Origin of the sequence: Demequina subtropica (assembly GCF_000971235.1) — a bacterium.
Taxonomy (GTDB): domain Bacteria; phylum Actinomycetota; class Actinomycetes; order Actinomycetales; family Demequinaceae; genus Demequina; species Demequina subtropica.
In genome coordinates, this window is record NZ_BBMB01000001.1 from 119,151 (window position 1) to 137,440 (window position 18,290).

Annotated in this window: 19 protein-coding genes and 1 pseudogene; 18 read left to right on the top strand and 2 right to left on the bottom strand. The window is 71.7% G+C overall.

The genetic code is table 11. The features are described from left to right. Window positions 1–43 precede the first annotated feature (43 nt). Both AOM06_RS00615 and AOM06_RS15010 read left to right on the top strand, forming a co-directional pair. Window positions 44–970 (top strand): tyrosine-type recombinase/integrase, encoded by a 927-nt coding sequence (locus AOM06_RS00615; RefSeq protein ID WP_062301232.1) that lies wholly within the window; start codon window positions 44–46, stop codon window positions 968–970. Between the two features lie 14 nt (window positions 971–984). Then, window positions 985–1,800, top strand: a complete 816-nt coding sequence (locus AOM06_RS15010) for a sigma-70 family RNA polymerase sigma factor (protein ID WP_062301234.1) — start codon at window positions 985–987, stop codon at window positions 1,798–1,800. A gap of 83 nt (window positions 1,801–1,883) precedes the next feature. Here the strand turns inward: AOM06_RS15010 and AOM06_RS14280 are convergent. Beyond that, window positions 1,884–2,312: pseudogene (locus tag AOM06_RS14280) on the bottom strand (peptidoglycan DD-metalloendopeptidase family protein); the annotation flags it as partial. Window positions 2,313–2,647: 335 nt separating this feature from the next. Here AOM06_RS14280 and rpsB point away from each other — a divergent pair. The 12 genes from rpsB (at window position 2,648) to AOM06_RS00680 (ending at window position 14,947) form a co-directional block, all read left to right on the top strand. Continuing rightward, window positions 2,648–3,511 carry a 30S ribosomal protein S2 gene (rpsB, locus tag AOM06_RS00625; RefSeq protein WP_062301236.1) on the top strand — a complete coding sequence of 288 codons (864 nt, stop codon included), beginning with the start codon at window positions 2,648–2,650 and terminating at the stop codon, window positions 3,509–3,511. An 11-nt stretch (window positions 3,512–3,522) separates the two neighbouring features. Then, window positions 3,523–4,362 (top strand): translation elongation factor Ts, encoded by an 840-nt coding sequence (gene tsf / locus AOM06_RS00630; protein WP_062301238.1) that lies wholly within the window; start codon window positions 3,523–3,525, stop codon window positions 4,360–4,362. Window positions 4,363–4,424: 62 nt separating this feature from the next. After that, entirely contained in the window at window positions 4,425–5,171 is a 747-nt protein-coding gene (pyrH, locus tag AOM06_RS00635) for a UMP kinase (protein ID WP_062301240.1), read from the top strand. A 32-nt stretch (window positions 5,172–5,203) separates the two neighbouring features. Next, window positions 5,204–5,752 (top strand): ribosome recycling factor, encoded by a 549-nt coding sequence (gene frr, locus AOM06_RS00640; protein ID WP_439644711.1) that lies wholly within the window; start codon window positions 5,204–5,206, stop codon window positions 5,750–5,752. A gap of 31 nt (window positions 5,753–5,783) precedes the next feature. Beyond that, the gene (locus AOM06_RS00645) at window positions 5,784–6,851 is read left to right on the top strand and encodes a phosphatidate cytidylyltransferase (protein WP_062301244.1); all 1,068 of its coding nucleotides are present in this window, start codon (window positions 5,784–5,786) and stop codon (window positions 6,849–6,851) included. Next, window positions 6,848–7,960: a dual-specificity RNA methyltransferase RlmN gene (gene rlmN / locus AOM06_RS00650; protein WP_062301246.1), complete on the top strand. Its 1,113-nt coding sequence runs from the start codon at window positions 6,848–6,850 to the stop codon at window positions 7,958–7,960. Before AOM06_RS00645 ends, rlmN begins: the two co-directional genes overlap by 4 nt. After that, window positions 7,960–8,523 (top strand): DivIVA domain-containing protein, encoded by a 564-nt coding sequence (locus AOM06_RS00655; RefSeq protein ID WP_062301248.1) that lies wholly within the window; start codon window positions 7,960–7,962, stop codon window positions 8,521–8,523. Before rlmN ends, AOM06_RS00655 begins: the two co-directional genes overlap by 1 nt. Next, entirely contained in the window at window positions 8,520–9,674 is a 1,155-nt protein-coding gene (gene dxr / locus AOM06_RS00660) for a 1-deoxy-D-xylulose-5-phosphate reductoisomerase (RefSeq protein WP_062301250.1), read from the top strand. The genes AOM06_RS00655 and dxr overlap by 4 nt, the downstream gene beginning before the upstream one ends. 5 nt (window positions 9,675–9,679) lie before the next feature. After that, on the top strand, window positions 9,680–10,993 hold the full coding sequence (locus tag AOM06_RS00665; protein ID WP_062301252.1) for a M50 family metallopeptidase: 1,314 nt from the start codon (window positions 9,680–9,682) through the stop codon (window positions 10,991–10,993). 57 nt (window positions 10,994–11,050) lie between these two features. Further along, a complete protein-coding gene (gene ispG, locus AOM06_RS00670; RefSeq protein WP_062301254.1) occupies window positions 11,051–12,184 on the top strand; it encodes a flavodoxin-dependent (E)-4-hydroxy-3-methylbut-2-enyl-diphosphate synthase in 1,134 nt (377 codons plus the stop codon). Then, window positions 12,181–13,101, top strand: coding sequence for a GNAT family N-acetyltransferase (locus AOM06_RS00675; RefSeq protein ID WP_062301257.1), 921 nt, complete (start codon window positions 12,181–12,183; stop codon window positions 13,099–13,101). The genes ispG and AOM06_RS00675 overlap by 4 nt, the downstream gene beginning before the upstream one ends. Window positions 13,102–13,153: 52 nt before the next feature. Beyond that, window positions 13,154–14,947, top strand: a complete 1,794-nt coding sequence (locus AOM06_RS00680; protein WP_062301525.1) for a proline--tRNA ligase — start codon at window positions 13,154–13,156, stop codon at window positions 14,945–14,947. A gap of 103 nt (window positions 14,948–15,050) precedes the next feature. Here the strand turns inward: AOM06_RS00680 and AOM06_RS00685 are convergent, their stop codons facing one another. Beyond that, window positions 15,051–15,989, bottom strand: coding sequence for a DUF4439 domain-containing protein (locus AOM06_RS00685; RefSeq protein WP_062301259.1), 939 nt, complete (start codon window positions 15,987–15,989; stop codon window positions 15,051–15,053). 93 nt (window positions 15,990–16,082) lie between these two features. Here AOM06_RS00685 and rimP point away from each other — a divergent pair, with 93 nt between their 5' ends. From rimP to AOM06_RS00705, 4 genes are all read left to right on the top strand, one after another. After that, entirely contained in the window at window positions 16,083–16,550 is a 468-nt protein-coding gene (rimP, locus tag AOM06_RS00690) for a ribosome maturation factor RimP (RefSeq protein ID WP_062301528.1), read from the top strand. A gap of 3 nt (window positions 16,551–16,553) precedes the next feature. Beyond that, window positions 16,554–17,561: a transcription termination factor NusA gene (gene nusA / locus AOM06_RS00695; RefSeq protein ID WP_062301262.1), complete on the top strand. Its 1,008-nt coding sequence runs from the start codon at window positions 16,554–16,556 to the stop codon at window positions 17,559–17,561. Window positions 17,562–17,639: 78 nt separating this feature from the next. After that, entirely contained in the window at window positions 17,640–17,864 is a 225-nt protein-coding gene (locus AOM06_RS14285) for a YlxR family protein (protein WP_062301265.1), read from the top strand. A gap of 128 nt (window positions 17,865–17,992) precedes the next feature. Continuing rightward, on the top strand, window positions 17,993–18,290 hold a 298-nt coding region (locus AOM06_RS00705; protein ID WP_156163529.1), incomplete at its 3' end, for a translation initiation factor IF-2 N-terminal domain-containing protein.

The following is an 18,290-nucleotide window of genomic DNA, read 5'->3' on the forward strand; positions in this document are numbered from 1 at the left end:
TGAGGTATTGATTTGACTCATGTGACGGTGCCATGGTGGCCGCATGGTCACCACGGACGCCGCCGCGAGCGAGCTGCTCGCCGCCTTCGAGAGGCACCTGCGCCACGAGCGCGGCCTCTCGGGGAACACGGTGCGCGCGTACCTCGGGGACCTCGTCCACCTGGGGGCGCACCTGGGCGCCTCCGGTGCGGGGCTGGACGGCGCGTTGAGCGCCGTGACGCTGGCGGACCTGCGCACCTGGCTCGGCGCGATGGCCGAGGAGGGCCTCAGCCGGACCACGCTGGCCCGCCGTGGTGCCGCGGCCCGCGCCTTCTACGCCTGGGCGGCCGACGCGGACCGCATCGTCCCGAACCCTGCGCTGCGGCTCGCGTCCGCCCGGCCCGCCACGGTGCTGCCGACCGTGCTGTCGGCGAGCGACGTGGTCACGCTGCTCGAGGTCGCACGCACCCGTGCGGACGACGGCACCGCGGTGCACCTGCGCGACTGGGCGGCCGTCGAGCTGCTCTACGCGACGGGCATGCGCGTGGGGGAGCTCGCGGGGATCGACCTCGGCGACGTGGACCTCGACCAGCTGCTGGTGCGCGTGGTCGGCAAGGGCGACAAGGAGCGCGTGGTGCCCTTCGGGACACCCGCCGCCGCGGCGCTCGCCGAGTGGATCGAGCGCGGCCGGCCGGAGCTGGTCGGCTCCGCGACGGACTCGGCGCTGTTCCTGGGCCGTCGCGGGCTGAGGGTCGACCAGCGCCAGGTGCGCGAGGCCGTCCACGAGCTCTGCAGGCTCGCCGGGGTCGCTGAGGTCGCCCCGCACGCGCTGCGGCACACCGCCGCGACGCACCTGCTGACCGGGGGCTCCGACCTGAGGAGCGTCCAGGAGGTCCTGGGCCACGCGAGCCTCGCCACCACCCAGCGCTACACCCATGTATCCGCCGAGCGGCTCCGCGCCGCCTACCACCTCGCCCATCCGCGCGCCTAGAGGGAGACGCCGATATGAACGAGCTCAACACGATGCTGTCCGAGGTCGAGCCGGAGACGCCGTTGGCCGTCCCCGACGCGACCGCCGAGTGGTGGGAGCTGCTCGCCGCGCGAGGCGCCGATGCCCCGGCCGCGCGCGACGCGCTCATCACGCACTACGCGCCGCTCGTGACCCACGTCGCGACGCGCATGATCGGGAAGCTCCCGGACACCGTCGAGCTAGCCGACCTCGTCTCGTACGGCATGTTCGGCCTCATCGACGCGGTCGAGCGGTTCGAGGCGGCCCGCGGCTTCAAGTTCGAGACCTACGCGTCGACGCGCATCCGTGGCGCGATCATCGACGAGCTCCGCGCGGCGGACTGGGTCCCGCGCTCGGTGCGGTCGAAGGCGAAGACCCTCGAGCACGCGACGCGGTCGCTCGAGCAGGAGCTCCTCCGTCCCGTGACCGACGAGGACGTCGCGGCGCACCTCGGGTGGGACACGGCGGAGGTGCGCACGGTGCGCGCCCAGGTCGCGCTCTCGCACGTCGCCGCGCTCGACGGCATGCCCGCGGAGCCCGACACGCAGCCCATCCCCACGCTCGGCTCCGCCGTCATGGCGCATGCCTCGGCGCGGATCGAGGCCCGCGAGACCTCGACGCTCCTCGCCGCCGCCGTCCAGAGCGTGCGCGACCGTGAGCAGGAGGTGCTGCGCCTGTACTACTACGAGAACCTCACGCTCGCGCAGATCGGATCCATCCTGGGCGTCACGGAGTCGCGCGTCTCGCAGATCCACTCGGCGGCGGTGAAGAAGCTGCGGGAGTCGCTGGTCCGCACCGGCGCCTTCTCCTGAGCGGCGCCGTCGCCTGACGCGGGGGCGAGCGGCAGCAGCCTGACCGGGCCGAAGCCCTCGAGCAGATCGAGAGGATCGGTGTAGGTGCCGTCGATGCGGACACCCCAATGGAGGCAGGTCACGGGCGCGCAGTGACCCGGCTCGTCGCCGACCACGCCGACCGCCGCGCCGCGGGCCACCACGGTGCCCACCGGGGGAGGGTCGGAGACCGGCTCGAGCGACGTCACCACGCCGCCGCCGTGGTCGACGGTCACCACGCCGCGGTCCACCACGCGTCCCGCGAAGGCCAGCACCCCGGGCCCCGGAGCGGTCACCTCCTGACCCGGCGACGCCGCGAGGTCGATCCCGCGATGGCCGGCCGACCACGGCTGCGCGGGCGCGACGAACAGCGCGAGCGCCCGCAGCGGAGCGACGGGGGAGGACAGCGTCGGAGGGGCCGCCGCGGTGCCCGCCGCGCCGGTCAGCGCGACGGCCAGGAGGAGAGCGAGCGAGGCCTGCCTAAGGCGTGTCATGGGACGATGCTCACGCGGGTGAGCGTGCCCGGCTCGAGCATGGGTGCTCACCTGGGGACACGCGGACCGCGACACGAGGCCGTGCGCATCGCTCGAGGTCGTCGCGAGGCCCCCGCATCCGGTACTCTTGAACCCGCATCCGGCATGCCCGGATGACGTCGCGCGTCATTCGCCCCCCGTCGGGGGCGCCGGAAGGGCGAGGTCCGAGCAATCGGTGCCCGACCGCGTTGGCGCCAGGGATGCGAGCCGCCCGGCCCGCATCGTCAACCGAAACAGGCGCCCCTCGGGGCGCCACCGAAAGAAGCACGCGCAGCGCGCGTGCGAAAGGAAGTGCCATGGCCGTCGTGACCATGCGCCAGCTGCTCGACTCGGGTGTCCACTTCGGTCACCAGACCAGCCGCTGGAACCCCAAGATGAAGCGCTTCATCTTCACCGAGCGCAACGGGATCTACATCATCGACCTGCAGCAGTCGCTCGCGAAGATCGACGCCGCGTACTCGTTCGTGCGTGACACCGTCGCGCACGGCGGCACCGTGCTGTTCGTCGGCACCAAGCGCCAGGCGCAGGAGCAGATCGCCGAGCAGGCCAAGCGCGTGGGCATGCCCTACGTCAACGAGCGCTGGCTGGGCGGCATGCTCACCAACTTCCAGACGGTGAGCAAGCGGGTGCAGCGTCTCAAGGAGCTCGAGGAGATCGACTTCGACGACGTCGCCGGCTCGGGCCGCACCAAGAAGGAGCTGCTCAACCTCCGCCGCGAGATGGAGAAGCTCGACAAGACCCTCGGCGGCATCCGCGACATGGCCAAGGTGCCGTCCGTCGTGTGGATCGTCGACACCAACAAGGAGCACCTCGCGGTCGACGAGGCGAAGAAGCTCGGCGTCCCCGTCGTCGGCATCCTCGACTCCAACTGCGACCCCGACCACGTCGCCTACGGCATCCCCGGCAACGACGACGCCATCCGCTCGGTGGGCCTGCTCACCCGCGTGATCGCGGACGCGGTCGCCGAGGGCATCCGCCTGCGTCACTCGGGCGGCACCACCGGTGCCGAGGCCGAGGCGACCGGCGACGCCGAGCCCCTCGCCGAGTGGGAGCAGGAGCTCCTCGACGGCGCGAAGGCGGAGGAGAAGGCCGAGGAGGCCCCCGCCGCCGAGACCACCCCCGCCGCCGAGGCCACCGAGGCCGCGGCCGACGAGAAGTAAGGACGCATCCCATGGCGAACTACACCGTCGCTGACATCCAGGCGCTCCGCGAGCGCACGGGTGCCGGCATGCTCGACGTCAAGAAGGCGCTCGACGAGGCCGACGGCAACCAGGAGAAGGCTGTCGAGATCCTCCGCATCAAGGGTCTGAAGGGCGTCGCCAAGCGCGAGGGCCGCTCGGCCTCCGAGGGCCTCGTGCTCAGCTCCATCCAGGATGTGGACGGCGGCCAGGTCGGCACGCTCCTCGAGCTCAACTCCGAGACCGACTTCGTCGCGAAGAACGAGAAGTTCATCGGCCTCGCCGAGCAGGTCCTCGCCGCCGTCGTGGCCGCGGGCGCGACGAACGCCGAGGAGGCCCTCGCGGCCGACATCGACGGCAAGACCGTCGGCGCGTTCATCGACGAGGCCGCGGGCACGCTGGGCGAGAAGATCGTGCTGCGTCGCGTGGCGCGCATCGAGGCGCCGGTCGTGACCGAGTACCTCCACCGCACCAACAAGGACCTCCCGGCTCAGGTCGGCGTCCTCGTGGGCACCGACGCCGCGGCCGCCTCGGTGGCCAAGGACGTCGCGATGCACACCGCGGCGTACTCGCCCGCGTACCTCACCCGTGAGGACGCCCCGGAGGAGACCGTCGCCAACGAGCGTCGCGTCGCCGAGGAGGTCTCGCGTGCGGAGGGCAAGCCCGAGGCCGCGCTCCCGAAGATCATCGAGGGCCGCCTCAACGGCTGGTTCAAGGAGAACGTGCTGCTCGAGCAGGCGTTCGCCAAGGACCCGAAGACGACCGTCGGCAAGGTCGTCGCGGAGACGGGTGGCGCTCTTGTCGCCTTCGCCCGCTTCCGTGTGGGAGCCTAAGGCTTAGCCTTTCCCCACCACCCATACATGAGCAAGGCGCGGCGCGCCGTCAGGAGGAATCCGTGTCCGAGACCAGCGATCTGATCCCGGGCAAGGAGCCCCAGGCGGCGCGCCGCGTGCTTCTCAAGCTCTCCGGCGAGATGTTCGGCGGGGGCCAGCTCGGCCTCGACCCCGACGTGGTGAGCCGCGTCGCCCGCGAGATCGCCGACGCCGTCCGGCAGGGCGTGCAGGTCGCGATCGTCGTCGGCGGCGGCAACTTCTTCCGCGGCGCCGAGCTCTCCGAGCGGGGCATGGAGCGTTCGCGTGCCGACTACATGGGCATGCTCGGCACCGTGATGAACGCGCTCGCGCTCCAGGACTTCCTCGAGCAGGCGGGTGTCACCACGCGCGTGCAGACGGCCATCACCATGGGCCAGGTCGCCGAGTCCTACCTCCCGCTGCGCGCCATCCGTCACATGGAGAAGGGGCGCGTCGTGATCTTCGGCGCCGGCGCGGGCATGCCGTACTTCTCGACCGACACGGTGTCGCTGCAGCGCGCGCTCGAGACCCGGTGCTCCGAGGTGCTCATGGGCAAGAACGGCGTCGACGCGGTCTACACCGCGGACCCCCGCAAGCACGCCGACGCGGAGCGGCTCGAGCACGTGACGTACGGCGAGGCGCTCCAGAAGCGTCTCGCGGTCATGGATGCGGCCGCCTTCTCGCTCGCCATGGACAACCGCATGCCCATGCAGGTCTTCGGGCTCGACACCCCTGGAAATGTGACTCGCGCCCTCCTGGGTGAGAGAATCGGAACCCTGGTGACGGCCTGAAGCCGCACCGTTAGGAGACAAGCGTGACTGAGATGATCCTCCTCGAGGCCGAGGAGAACATGGACCAGGCCGTGGCCGTCGCGAAGGACAACTTCGCGAAGATCCGCACCGGCCAGGCGAGCTCCGCGATGTTCGCGTCGATCGCCGTCGACTACTACGGTGCCCCCACGCCGCTCCAGCAGCTCGCGTCGATCAACGTGACCGAGGCCCGCACCGTGGTCATCGCTCCGTACGACGCGAGCGCCAAGAAGGAGATCGAGACCGCGCTGCGGAACTCGGACCTGGGCGTCAACCCCTCGGACGACGGCAACGTGCTGCGCGTGATCCTGCCGCAGCTCACCGAGGAGCGCCGCCGCGACTACGTCAAGCTCGCCAAGGCCAAGGCGGAGGAGTCGCGCGTCACCATCCGCAACATGCGCCGCAAGGCCAAGGACCAGATCGACGCCGCCGTCAAGGACGGCGAGGCCGGCGAGGACGAGGGCACGCGCGCGGAGAAGGAGCTCGACGCGCTCACCAAGAAGCACGTCGACGTGATCGACGGCCTGCTCGCCCACAAGGAGAGCGAGCTCCTGGCGGTCTGATGCCTGACGCGACCGTGCGACAGGGCGTCTCATGAGGTGGGGGCGCCGCCGCGAGGCGGACCTCGACACCTCGGAGCAGGACGCCCCGCTCGGGAACCCTGCCGGCATGCCCGTGTTCGCTCCCGTGAACGCCGCGCCCGCGGGGGACCCCGCGCCGCAGGTGGCCGAGGCGGTCGCCAAGGCCGAGTCTCCCGTCGTCGCGCGCGACGCGGCCGAGGACGATGCCGTCGACCCCGTCGACGTGACCGTCCCCCTTCCCGATGCCGTGCCCGCGCCCCGCAAGCGCGCGGGGCGCAACCTGGGCCTCGCGACCGTCGTGGGCGTGGTCCTCGGAGTCGGCGCGCTCGCCACGGCGTGGTGGGACCCGCTCGCGTTCGCGGTCGCGATCTACGGCTTCTGCATCGCCGCGATCGTCGAGTGGCGCGCCGCGCTCGCGCGGCACGGCATGCACATCGCCCTCACGCCCGTGATCCTCGCGACCCTGGGGATGGGCGTCGCCACGTGGTACGGCGGCGGCGAGGGCCTGGTGGTCGCGCTGCTCGTCGCGTGCGCGGGCGTCGTGGCGTGGCGCATCGTCGACGATCGCGTCGAGAACACGATGGCCGACTCCCTGGTGAGCATCCTCACGCTCACGTGGATCCCGTTCCTCGGCTCGTTCATGCTGCTCATCGAGCTGTCGGACGACGGCTGGCAGCGGATCATGGTGGTGATGATCGCCGTGGTCTTCAACGACACGTTCGCGCTGTTCACCGGCATGCTCATGGGCCGGCGCAAGCTCGCGCCCCGCGTGAGCCCGAACAAGACTTGGGAGGGCGCCATCGGCGGCGCGCTCTTCGGCATCGTGGGCGCATCCGTCGGCGCGTACGTGCTGCTCGACGGCCGCTGGGCCCTCGGCGCGCTCGTGGGCGCCGCATGCGTGGTCGCCGCGGTGCTCGGCGATCTTGCCGAGTCCGTGCTCAAGCGCGACCTCGCCGTCAAGGACATGTCGAGCGTGATCCCCGGCCACGGCGGGATCCTGGACCGTCTCGACTCGCTCCTCCCGGCGGCCGCGGCCGCCTACGTCGTCTTCGCCCTTCCAAGCTTCCTGGGGACCCTATGACCTCGCTGCCCACCCTCCCGATGCTCGCGCCGCGCCGCGGCAAGCCGCCGCGCCACTTCGCCGACCTCGACCCCGTCGAGCGGGTCGACGCGCTCAAGCAGCTCGGCCAGCCGGCCTTCCGCGCCAAGCAGCTCGCGACGCACTACTACGACCACCTCACGGTCGACCCCGCGGACATGACGGACCTCCCGGCGACCGCCCGCGACACGCTGGTGGGGGAGCTGTTCCCGCCGCTGCTCACGCACGTCACCCAGCTCACGGCGGACGACGGCGCGACCATGAAGACGCTGTGGAACCTCATCGACAACGCCAAGGTCGAGTCGGTGCTCATGAAGTACCCCGACCGCGCGACGCTGTGCGTGACCAGCCAGGCGGGTTGCGGCATGGCCTGCCCGTTCTGCGCCACCGGCCAGATGGGCCTGACGCGCAACCTCTCCGCCGGCGAGATCATCGAGCAGGTGCGGCTCGCGGCCAAGCAGGCGCGCGACGGCGAGCTCGGGGGCGATCCCGTCCGCCTGTCGAACGTGGTGTTCATGGGCATGGGCGAGCCGCTCGCGAACTACGCCGCCGTGATGACCGCGGTGCGTGCGCTCACCAGCCCCGCCCCCGAGGGCTTCGGCCTGTCGGCGCGGCACGTGACGGTGTCGACGGTGGGCCTGGTCACCGGCATCGACCGTCTCGCGGGGGAGGGGATCCCCGTGACGCTCGCGCTGAGCCTCCACGCGCCGGACGACGAGCTCCGCGACTCGCTCGTGCCCATCAACGCGCGTTGGAAGGTGGACGAGGCTCTCGACGCCGCGCGCCGCTACTTCGACGCGACGGGGCGACGCGTCAGCATCGAGTACGCGCTGATCCGCGACATCAACGACCACGCGCACCGCGCGGAGCTGCTTGCGAAGAAGCTCAACGCGCGCGGCGACGGGTGGGTCCACGTCAACCCGATCCCGCTCAACCCCACGCCCGGCTCGAAGTGGACCGCGTCGGACCCGAAGGTCGAGCAGGAGTTCGTCCGCATCCTTCGAATGCACGGGATTCCCACGACCATCAGGGATACTCGGGGAAGCGACATCGACGGCGCGTGCGGCCAGCTGGCCATCAAGGAGAGGTGATGACTGTCCTGTTCCCCAAGGTGGGCTCACTCAAGCTCGGCTACAACACCACGCAGGTCGAGGAGTTCTTCGACATGGCGCGCGCGGCGTACGAGCGCCCCGGCGAGGCCGAGAAGGCCCTCGAGCCGCTCGATGTGCGTCGCACGGCCTTCGACCTCAAGCACGGCGGCTACGACACCGCCGCGGTGGATGCCGCGCTCGACCGTCTCGAGACGGCCTTCGTGGGCAGGCAGCGTGAGACCTACGTGCGTTCGAACGGCCAGGACGCGTGGATGCAGGAGCTCGCGACCCGGGCGCAGACGCTGTACCCGCGCCTGCGACGCCCCGCCGGCGAGCGCTTCGCGCACCCGTCGCTCATGAGCACCGGCTACCGCGCGTCCGACGTCGACGAGCTGCTGGCACGCGTCACCGCCTTCTTCGACCGCGGCGCGCCGCTGACGGCGGACGAGGTGCGCGGCGCGACGTTCCGCTCGGCGCACGGCTCGCGCGCGTACGACGAGGGCACCGTCGACGCGTTCCTCGCGCGCATGGTCGACATCCTGCTCGGCGTCGCCGAGGGATGACCCGCACCGTCTCCCTGCTGGGCTCCACCGGTTCGATCGGGACCCAGGCGCTCGACGTCGTCGCGCGTCACCCCGACCGGCTCGACGTCGTGGCGCTCGCCGCCGGCGGCGCCGACCCCGACGCGGTCATCGCGCAGGCGCTCGCGCATCGTCCCCGGTATGTGGCCGTCGCACGCGAGGAGGCCGTGGCGCCGATCGCCGCCGCGCTGCCCGGCATCGAGGTGCGCGGCGGGGCCGATGCGGTGGTCGAGGCCGCGCGCATCGGCGCCGATGTGGTGCTCAACGGCATGACCGGCTCGGTGGGCCTGCGGCCCACGCTCGCGGCGCTCGAGGCCGGCTCGACGCTCGCGCTCGCCAACAAGGAGTCGCTCGTCGCAGGCGGCGCGCTCGTGCTCGCCGCGAAGCAGCGGGACGATCAGATCGTCCCGGTCGACTCCGAGCACTCCGCGCTCGCCCAGTCGCTCCGCTCGGGCACGCACGGCGAGGTCCGCCGGCTGGTGGTGACCGCCTCGGGCGGCGCGTTCCGCGGCCGCTCCCGCGCATCGCTCGCGCACGTGACCCCGGCCGATGCGCTCGCCCACCCCAACTGGGACATGGGCCCCGTGGTGACCATCAACTCGGCCTCGATGGTGAACAAGGCGCTCGAGGTCGCCGAGGCCCACCTGCTGTTCGACATCCCCATGGACCGCATCGACGTGGTGGTTCACCCGCAGTCGATCGTGCACTCGATGGTCGAGTTCGTCGACGGCGCGACCATCGCGCAGGCGTCGCCCCCGGACATGCGGCTGCCGATCGCGCTCGGGCTGAGCTGGCCCGAGCGCCTCGCGGACGTGGCGCCCCGCCTGGACTGGACCGAGGCGCAGGCCTGGACCTTCGAGCCGCTGGACGAGGAGGCGTTCCCCGCGATCCGTCTCATGCGCGACGCGGTCGCCGCATCGTCCCTGCACCCGGCCGTGCTCAACGCGGCCAACGAGGAGTGCGTGCAGGCCTTCGTCGACGGCGCGCTGCCGTTCCTCGGGATCGTCGACACGGTCCGGCGCGTTGTGGAGGCGTACGAGGCCCCGTCGAGCGTCACGCTCGACGCGGTGGACGAGGCCGAGCGGTGGGCGCGCACGCGTGCACACGAGGTCATCGCAGGAGTGGGAGAGTAGAGCGTATGGGTGCTGAGCTTGTGGGCTGGTTGGTGCTCATCGTCGGGCTGCTGGTGTCGGTGGCGCTGCATGAGCTGGGCCACATGCTGCCCGCCAAGCGCTTCGGCGTGCGGGTGAGCGAGTACTTCGTGGGCTTCGGTCCCAAGATCTGGTCCCGCCAGGGCAAGGAGACGGAGTACGGCGTCAAGGCGATCCCGCTGGGCGGCTACGTCAAGCTCATCGGGATGATCCCGCCGGCCGAGCGCGTCAAGCCCGTCAAGGGCACGGGGCGCATCGCGCAGCTCATCGCGGACACCCGCGAGGCCTCCGTCGAGGAGATCCCCGAGGGCGAGGACCACCGCGCCTTCTACCACCTCACGTGGTGGCGCAAGGCGATCGTGATGTTCGGCGGACCGTTCGTCAACCTGGTGATCGCGTTGCTGCTGTTCACGGGCGTGCTTCTCGTCATGGGGACCCCGGGCGAGCCGACGCTCACCATCAACAGCCTGTCCGCGTGCGTCGCGCCCGCGGGACAGACCGAGTGCACCGCGGATGATCCCGCCGCGCCGGCCGCCGCAGCCGGGCTCCACGCGGGCGACACCGTCACGGCGGTCGACGGCACCGCGATCAGCACCTGGGACGAGTTCACGGCGTACGTCGCGGACCGGCCCGACCAGGAGATCGTCCTGAGCGTCGAGCGCGACGGCAGCGCCATGGACATCCCTGTCACGCCCGCCCTGAGCGAGCGCTACGTCTACGACGACGCCGGGGCCGTGGTGACCGACGCGAACGGCGACCCGATGACGCACGAGGTCGGCTTCGTGGGCATCGCGCCCGAGAGCACCACGGTGCACAGCGTGACCGCGGGTGCCGAGTACACCGCCTACGTGCTCGGTGCGACGGTCGACGCGGTGGTGCACCTGCCGTCCAAGGTCTACGACGTCGCGCTCGCGGCCGCGGGCGTCGAGGAGCGCTCGACCGACTCGCTCGTGAGCGTGGTCGGCGTCGGGCGCATCGCGGGCGAGATCAGCTCCGCCGACGTCGACGGCTACGGCATCGGAGCCAAGATCGCCGACGAGCTCATGCTGCTCGGCAGCCTCAACCTCGCGCTCTTCGCCTTCAACATGATCCCGCTGGTGCCGCTCGACGGCGGCCACATCGCCTCGGCGCTGTGGCAGGCGGTCAAGAACGGATGGGCCCGCCTGCGCGGCCTGCCCCGCCCCGCGCCCGTGGACGTCGCGCGCATGATGCCCGTCGCGTACGGCGTCTTCGCGCTGCTGCTCGTCATGGGGGCGATCCTCATCTACGCGGACATCGTCGTACCCATCAGCGTGGTCTGACGAAGCCCGCACACGACCCTGGGAGATACTGACAACGTGACAGCCATCGGACTCGGCATGCCCGCTATGCCCGCACCCGTGCTCGCCCCGCGCCGCAAGACGCGCAAGATCAAGGTGGGCGACGTGTACGTGGGCGGCGACGCCCCGGTGTCGGTGCAGTCGATGTGCACCACCAAGACGCATGACGTCAACGCGACGCTCCAGCAGATCGCGGAGCTCACGGCGGCCGGCTGCGACATCGTGCGCGTGGCCTGCCCGACGCAGGACGACGCCGACGCGCTCGCGCCCATCGCGAGGAAGTCGAACATCCCCGTGATCGCGGACATCCACTTCCAGCCCAAGTATGTGTTCGCCGCGATCGAGGCCGGCTGCGCCGCGGTCCGCGTCAACCCGGGCAACATCAAGCGGTTCGACGACCAGGTCAAGGAGATCGCGCAGGCGGCCAAGGACCACGGCACGTCGATCCGCATCGGCGTCAACGCCGGCTCCCTGGACAAGCGCCTGCTCGACAAGTACGGCAAGCCCACGGCGGAGGCGCTCGTCGAGTCCGCCGTGTGGGAGGCGAGCCTGTTCGAGGAGCACGACTTCCACGACTTCAAGATCTCGGTCAAGCACAACGACCCGGTGGTCATGGTGCGCGCCTACGAGATGCTGAGCGAGCGCGGCGACTGGCCGCTGCACCTCGGCGTGACCGAGGCGGGACCGGCCTTCCAGGGCACCATCAAGTCCGCGACGGCCTTCGGCGCGCTCCTGAGCCAGGGCATCGGCGACACCATCCGCGTGTCCCTGTCCGCGCCTCCGGTCGAGGAGGTCAAGGTCGGCATCCAGATCCTCCAGGCGCTCAACCTGCGCCCGCGCAAGCTCGAGATCGTCTCGTGCCCCTCGTGCGGCCGCGCCCAGGTTGACGTCTACGAGCTCGCCGAGAAGGTCACCGCCGGGCTCGAGGGCATGGAGGTGCCGCTGCGCGTCGCCGTCATGGGCTGCGTGGTCAACGGCCCGGGCGAGGCGCGCGAGGCGGACCTCGGCGTGGCCTCGGGCAACGGCAAGGGCCAGATCTTCGTCAAGGGCGAGGTCATCAAGACCGTGCCCGAGAAGGACATCGTCGAGACCCTCATCGAGGAGGCGATGAAGATCGCCGAGACGATGGAGCCCGTCGAGGGCGCGTCACCGGAGGTGATCGCCGCGTCATGACGGACTCGTTGCTCAGGCGTGCGCAGCACTCGCTCGCGCCCCTGCAGCGACGGGACGTCGACGCCGCCATCGAGCTCGCGGCCGCCGATGCGGTGGCGCATGTGGTGCCGCTCATGCACCTCGAGGCCGCGCGCGACTCGGGCGTCATGCCCGGCTCGCTGTGGGGGGTGCGACGCCGGTCCGGGCTCCACTCGTCGCTCGTGGGCGTGGTGTGGAACGGCGCGAACCTGTGCGCCGTGCTGCCCTCCGGCGACCCCGAGGAGGACGATGCGCTGCGCGCCGAGGTCGCGGCCGGCACCATCGCGCGGCTCACCCGGCCCGCGGCGCTCGTGGGTCCCGCCGACGTGACGCGCGACCTGTGGGGCCGCGTCGAGCCGTGGTGGGGTCCCGCGCGCGAGGTGCGCGCGCGGCAGGTCTCGATGGCGATCGCGGGCGAGCCGACGCGCGTCGAGGGCGTCGCCGCCGGGGATCTCGAGCTCGAGGACGTCCGCGAGTCGACGCTCGACGACTACGACGTGCTGCTGCCGGCGTGCGTGCACATGTTCATCGGCGAGGTGGGCTACGACCCTCTTCAGCACGGACGCGCCGGCTACGAGGAGCGGCTGCGGTACCTCATCCGCGCCGGCCGGTCGTTCGTGCAGCTCGGCACCGTCAACGGCTCGCGCCAGGTGGTCTTCAAGGCCGAGGTCGGAGCGCTCGGGGGAGGGATCGCGCAGGTGCAGGGCGTGTGGGTCCACCCCGCGGTGCGGGGCCGCGGTCTCGCGCGCGCGGGAATGGTCGCGGCGGTCGACCTGGTGCGCGAGCGCCTCGCGCCGACCGTGAGCCTCTACGTCAACGACTTCAACCCGGTCGCGATCCGCACGTACGACGCGGTCGGCTTCGCCAGGGTCGGGACCTTCGCGACCGTCATGTTCTGAGCGAGCGGCGTCGCATCGTCCGCCGCCCGATACCCTTGTCCCCATGCTTCGCATGTCCACTCTCTTCCTGCGCACGCTGCGCGAGAACCCCGCCGACGCCGAGGTCGCGTCGCACCAGCTGCTGGTCCGCGCCGGCTACATCCGGCGCGCCGCGCCCGGCATCTACACCTGGCTGCCGCTGGGCCTCAAGGTGCTCGCCAAGGTCGAGGCCGTGGTGCGCGAGGAGATGGACGCCGCGGGCGGCCAGGAGGTGCACTTCCCGGCGCTGCTCCCGCGCGAGCCCTACGAGGCGACCGGCCGCTGGACCGAGTACGGCCCGAACCTGTTCCGCCTCCACGACCGCAAGGGCGGCGACTACCTGCTCGCGCCCACGCACGAGGAGATGTTCACGCTGCTGGTGAAGGACCTGTACTCCTCGTACAAGGACCTGCCGCTGACGATCTACCAGATCCAGACCAAGTACCGCGACGAGGCGCGTCCCCGCGCGGGCCTCCTGCGCGGCCGTGAGTTCATCATGAAGGACTCGTACTCGTTCGACGTCTCGGACGAGGGGCTCGACGCGTCGTACGCGGCGCAGCGCGCGGCCTACATCCGGATCTTCGACCGCCTGGGCCTCGAGTACGTCATCGTGACCGCGACGTCGGGAGCGATGGGCGGCTCGAAGTCGGAGGAGTTCCTGTCCCCGACCGAGGTCGGCGAGGACACCTACGTGCGCTCGCCGGGCGGGTACGCGGCCAACGTCGAGGCCGTCACCACGCCGGTGCCCGCCGCGATCGACTGGTCCGACGCCCCGGCCGCGCACGTCGAGGACACCCCCGACACCCCGACCATCGAGACGCTCGTCAACGCCGCGAACGCCGCGCACCCGCGGGCGGACCGCGCATGGACCGCGGCGGACACGCTCAAGAACGTGGTGCTCGCGCTCACGTCGCCCACGGGCGAGCGCTCGCTCCTGGTGGTCGGCATCCCGGGCGACCGGGACGCGGACATGACGCGCCTCGAGGCCGCGCTCGCGCCGTTCGACGTCGAGGCGGCGAACGAGGAGGACTTCGCCCAGCACCCGCAGCTGGCCAAGGGCTACATCGGTCCCGGCGTGCTCGGACCGCAGGCCCGTCCCGAGGGCGTGGCCCGCGGCGACGAGGGCGACACGGCGATCCCGTACCTGGTGGACCCGCGCATCGTCGACGGCACGCGCTGGATCACCGGTGCCGACGTGCACGGCAAGCACGTCTTCGAGCTCACGATGGGCCGCGACTTCACGGCCGACGGCACGATCGAGGCCGCGAGCGTCCGCGCAGGCGACCCCGCGCCCGACGGCTCCGGCCCCCTCGAGCTCGCGCGCGGCGTGGAGATCGGCCACATCTTCCAGCTGGGCCGCAAGTACGCCGAGGCGCTCGACCTGCGCGTGCTCGACGAGAACGGCAAGCAGCAGGTCGTCACCATGGGCTCGTACGGCATCGGCGTCACGCGCGCCGTCGCGCTGCTCGCGGAGAACAACCACGACGAGCTCGGTCTGCGTTGGCCCATCCACGTCGCGCCGTACCAGGTGCACGTGGTCGCCACGGGCAAGGACGAGGCGGTGTTCGAGGCCTCGGCCCGCCTCGCCGCGGAGCTCGAGGCCGCGGGCGTGGAGGTCTGCTACGACGACCGCCCCAAGGTCTCGCCCGGCGTGAAGTTCAAGGACGCCGAGCTCATCGGCGCGCCCTTCATCCTCGTGGTGGGCCGCGGGCTCGCCGAGGGCACCGTCGAGCTCAAGGTCCGTGCCGAGGGCACCAGCGAGGCGCTCCCGGTGGACGATGCGGCGGGCACCGTCGCGGCGCGCGTGCGGGCCGCGCTGGCCGGCTGACCCTCCTGCCGACACTGGCAACAGATCTCGACCCGACACGCCGCCTCAGACGCCCCGAATGGGCCTTGGAGGCGGCGTGTCGCCGTCAACTCCGTCGTGAGTGTCAGGAGGTGGTGAGCCCCGGCAGCGCCTGGACGGACGATGCGTCGAAGCCGGGCAGCGCGGCGGCGGCGGCGAAGGCGTCGAAGGCCGCGTCGAGGATCCACGTGACGTCCGCATCGGCCGCCCCGTCGATGAGCGCGGCGTAGGCCTCGGACAGCGCGAGCTCGATGGAGACCTCCATCGCCGCGCGGCCGGTCTCCGAGGCGGTGTCGACGGGAGCGACGTCGTACAGCGGCTCACGGAGGTCCTCGACGCCGGGGAGCGCGACGAGCGCCTCGGCTCGCGCGGCGTGGATGCGCGCACGGGTGAGCGCGTCCGCGCGCTCCTCCTCGGACGCGCGCGCGGCGGCGACCTCGTACGCGAACGCGGCCTGATCATGCGCGAGCGCGAGCCGGGCGATCACGTCGCGATCGACCTCGGTGCCGCTGTCGGGGAGCCACTCGCCGCCACGGTCGGTGCCCGGGAGCTGGTGCTCGGCGGGGGAGTCCGAGTACGGGGAGGCGGCCACGTCCGCCATGGCGTGCGACAGCGCGATCGAGCGCAGCATCGCGGCCAGGCCCGGATCGTCGTCGGAGGCCTCCAGCGCGGCCGCGACCGAGTCCGCGACGACCTGCGGCACGAGCGTCTCGAGGTCGGGGGCCGCGGAGGCGTCCGGCGAGGGCGACGACGATGCCGACGGGTACTCGACGTAGACCCCTCCGAGCGCCTCGAGCCGCTCGGGAGCGAGCGCGGCCTCGAGCGCACCGAGCTCCGTCGAGCCCGCCGCGTCGAGGACCGCCTGCTCGCGCTCCGCGGCGGCGTCGCGCAGCACCACGGCCGGCGTGGGTGTGCGGCTCGGGATCGGCGGTGTCTCCACCCGCCACGAGCAGCCGCCCACGAGCATCGCGAGCCCGGCGACGGCCGTGATCAGGCGCGTCGCGCGGCGCGGAGGGGGCGTCATGGGCGCCATCATGACACGCCCCCCACGGGGCCCTAGAATGTGACCGACCGAATTTCAGGAACGGAGCGCGTGCCGCGCGTGGGAGGCGATGCCATGGACATCTCTGGACGCATCATCGAGCTTGCCGCGCCGGCGGCGGAGGCCGTCGGGCTTGTCGTCGAGGGGGTGGACGTCACCGCCGCAGGCAAGCGCTCGCGGGTGCTCGTGACGGTCGACCTCCCCGAGACCGAGGTCGGCAGCGCCGAGCTCGACAAGGTCGCCGAGGCATCCCGCGCCATCGGCGCCGCGCTCGACGAGGCGAACGTGCCCTCCACGCCGTACGTCCTCGAGGTCTCGACCCCCGGCACCGACCGCGCCCTCACGGAGCGCCGTCACTTCCTGCGCGCCCGCACGCGGCTCCTCGAGCTGCGCCTCGCGGACGCCTCGGTGACAGGACGCCTGACCGATGTCGACGGTGACGAGCTGGTGCTCGACGTCGACGGCGAGCAGCGGCGCGTGCCGCTCGGGGACGTGGCCGAGGGACGCATCGTCGTGGAGCTCAAGAGGCTGGGAGAGAACTAGGACATGGACATCGACATGGCGGCCCTGCGGGGCCTCGAGCGCGAGAAGGACATCCGTCTCGACGTGCTCGTCGACGCGATCGAGCAGGCGCTCGTCTCGGCGTACCACAAGACGCCCGGCGCGTTCCGTCACGCGCGCGCCCACCTCGACCGCGTCACCGGCAAGGTGTCGATCCTTGCGCGAGAGGACGCCGAGGAGGACCAGGACCCGGCGGAGATGCCCGAGTTCGACGACACCCCGAAGGACTTCGGCCGCATCGCGACCTCGACCGCGCGCCAGGTCATCTTCCAGCGCCTGCGCCAGGCCGGGGACGATGCGGTGCTGGGCGAGTACGCGGGCCGCGAGGGCCAGATCGTGTCGGGGCTGATCCAGCAGTCCTCGGACCCCAAGAACGTCCACGTCGACCTGGGCGACGTCGAGGCGATCCTGCCTCCGCACGAGCAGGTCCCCACCGAGGTCTACGTGCACGGCGAGCGCCTCAAGGGCTACGTGCTCGAGATCGGGCGCGGCCAGAAGGGCCCGTCGATCACGCTGTCCCGCACGCACCCCGGCCTGGTCCGCAAGCTCTTCGAGCTCGAGGTCCCCGAGATCGCCGACGGCACCGTCGAGATCATGTCGCTCGCCCGCGAGGCGGGTCACCGCACCAAGATCGCCGTGCGCGCGACCGTGCCCGGCGTCAACGCGAAGGGCGCCTGCATCGGCCCCATGGGATCGCGCGTGCGCGCCGTCATGAGCGAGCTGCGTGGCGAGAAGATCGACATCATCGACTGGGACGACGACCCGGCGACGTTCGTCGGCAACGCGCTGTCGCCCTCGCGCGTCGTGTCCGTGACCGTGGTGGACGAGGAGGCGCGTGCCGCCCGCGTGGTGGTCCCCGACTTCCACCTGTCGCTCGCGATCGGCAAGGAGGGCCAGAACGCCCGCCTCGCCGCGCGCCTCACGGGGTGGCGCATCGACATCCGCTCGGACGAGCAGCCGGACGTCCCCGGGCGTGCCGGTTCCGGCCGCTGACCGGGAACCGCTAGACTGGTGCAGCCGAGAGATCCGTCACGTGACGTCGGCGCCCCCGCCACCGCTTCCCCGGAACCGGTGCGGACGTGCGTCGGCTGCAGGGGTCGGGGGTCTCGGTCGGTCCTTGTGCGGGTGGTGAGCGTGGACGGCCATGCGGTCGTCGACGAGCATCGCAGCATGCCGGGCCGGGGTGCCTGGCTGCACCCCGATCCCGCTTGCCTCGCGCAGGCGCTGAAGCGTCGGGCCCTGCCGCGCGCACTGCGCGTGCCGGAGCTTGATGCCGACGGCCTCGCGGTCGGCTAGCGTGGACCGTGCCCACCATCGAATCAGACGGGATGAAAGCCCATGGCCAAGCGATGAGCATCTCACGATGAGCACCCAGCCGTAACGATGGCTCGACCCTGTCTTGGGCGAGCCGAGACAGGAGAGAAGTGGCAAAGCCCCGCGTCCATGAGATCGCGAAGGAGCTCGGAGTCTCGAGCAAGGACCTGATCACCAAGCTGAACGAGCTCGGCGAGTACGTCAAGGGTCCGTCCTCCACCTTGGAGGCACCCGTGGTGCGCAAGGCGCGCGACGCCTTCCCCACGGCCAAGTCGTCCGGCCCCGCGGCGGAGAAGGCCGCGCCTGCGGCGAAGCCCGCGGCCAAGCCCGCCGGCCCCAAGCCGGGTCCCAAGCCTGCCCCCAAGCCCGAGGCGGCGCCGGCCGCGGAGCAGCCTCTGTCTCTTATAC